Below are 1,205 nucleotides of genomic sequence, written 5' to 3' on the forward strand. Positions count from 1 at the left end.
CAGATCCAGTACCGCCCGGACCTGGTCGACGGGTGTCTGGCCGGCACCGGCCTGATCACGGACAGCTGACCGACATCACGAATTCAAGTTCAGTAGCGCCCCGAGTTCCTGTCACCGCCAGAACGGAAGAAGTTCTTGCGATCTGACACGACTGCAGATGAGATCGGGAGCGCTTGCGCGTGCATCACATCCGTGCCGCGCGGAAACATTCTCGAGATGATCACATGGGAAATAGATATTGCACCAGAGACGGAAGGTGATTTCCCAGAGATTCAGGTCGCCGACAGGTGCGAATTTTCGATATAAGTCGAGGGCCTCGCGGAAGTCGCCGCGAGGCCCTCACTCTTCCCCCAGGGAGGAAATCAGGGATCAGGAGTCTAGATCGCGAGGCACAAGAGTGCCGATCCGCTGTTCGATCTCCACATCCGAGAGATCACCTCCGATTACATGCCATCGCGAGATTCGCTTTGCCTCCCCCAATGACATATCAAACGCATCATGCATGCAGCCAACTACGCCGAAAGCCAGGGCTCCGAGGTCATCCCTCGGGCCAAGTTCCGACACCAGCAGCCTCAGGACCCCGATGGCCGAACCATCGCCCCTCCAGCACTTCTGCAAGACCCGGGCAATTTTTTCCTTCTCTGCCCTGTATTCTTCCGGACCCATCTCACATCCCCGGTCGCATGAAATTAACAACGAATTCTGTGTGATTCCCAAGACTGCCCGCTGCGCTGTCCCAGTCGATCGAAGCCTCTGTGAATCCATTCCTTCGGGCGAACTTGCCAGTAAAGGTTTCCCAGACGGCTTCCTCAGGGCTCATGCCGCCACCCACGGCGCGATTGAAGGAGTTCAGATTGTCGGCCAACGGTCCGGGGCCATTCCAGACTCCGCGAATTCCATTGACCTGCCTACCTGCACCCCCGAAGGCATTTATTGCATCTGTGATCATTTCAGAACCTCTGCGAGGCCCACCCTTGGGCGCGCGCACCACCATCTCCAGAACGCCATCCCTGTCAATGGTCGCTTCAATTCCCTGGCTGGCCGGTGGGCCACCGTAGCTATTCTCCCACTTCCTATTTCCGAGAGAGAAGGTTCCGCCACAGTTATGAACTATTGATCAGAAACTCATGGGGTTCTCGTCCAGGACGTAGCGGACGTGTGGGCCGCCGAAGTAGCCGCGGACGATGTGCGGCTGGCGCTGGCGT

Annotated in this window: 1 protein-coding gene; it reads right to left on the bottom strand. The window is 57.8% G+C overall.

All coding sequences use genetic code 11. The annotated features are described in order from the left end of the window. Positions 1–667: 667 nt before the first annotated feature. Positions 668–949: a hypothetical protein gene (locus tag ACFY15_RS36915; RefSeq protein WP_390827090.1), complete on the bottom strand. Its 282-nt coding sequence runs from the start codon at positions 947–949 to the stop codon at positions 668–670. Between the last annotated feature and the right edge of the window lie 256 nt (positions 950–1,205).

The organism is Streptomyces sp. NPDC001373, from assembly GCF_042895815.1.
Lineage (GTDB): Bacteria > Actinomycetota > Actinomycetes > Streptomycetales > Streptomycetaceae > Streptomyces.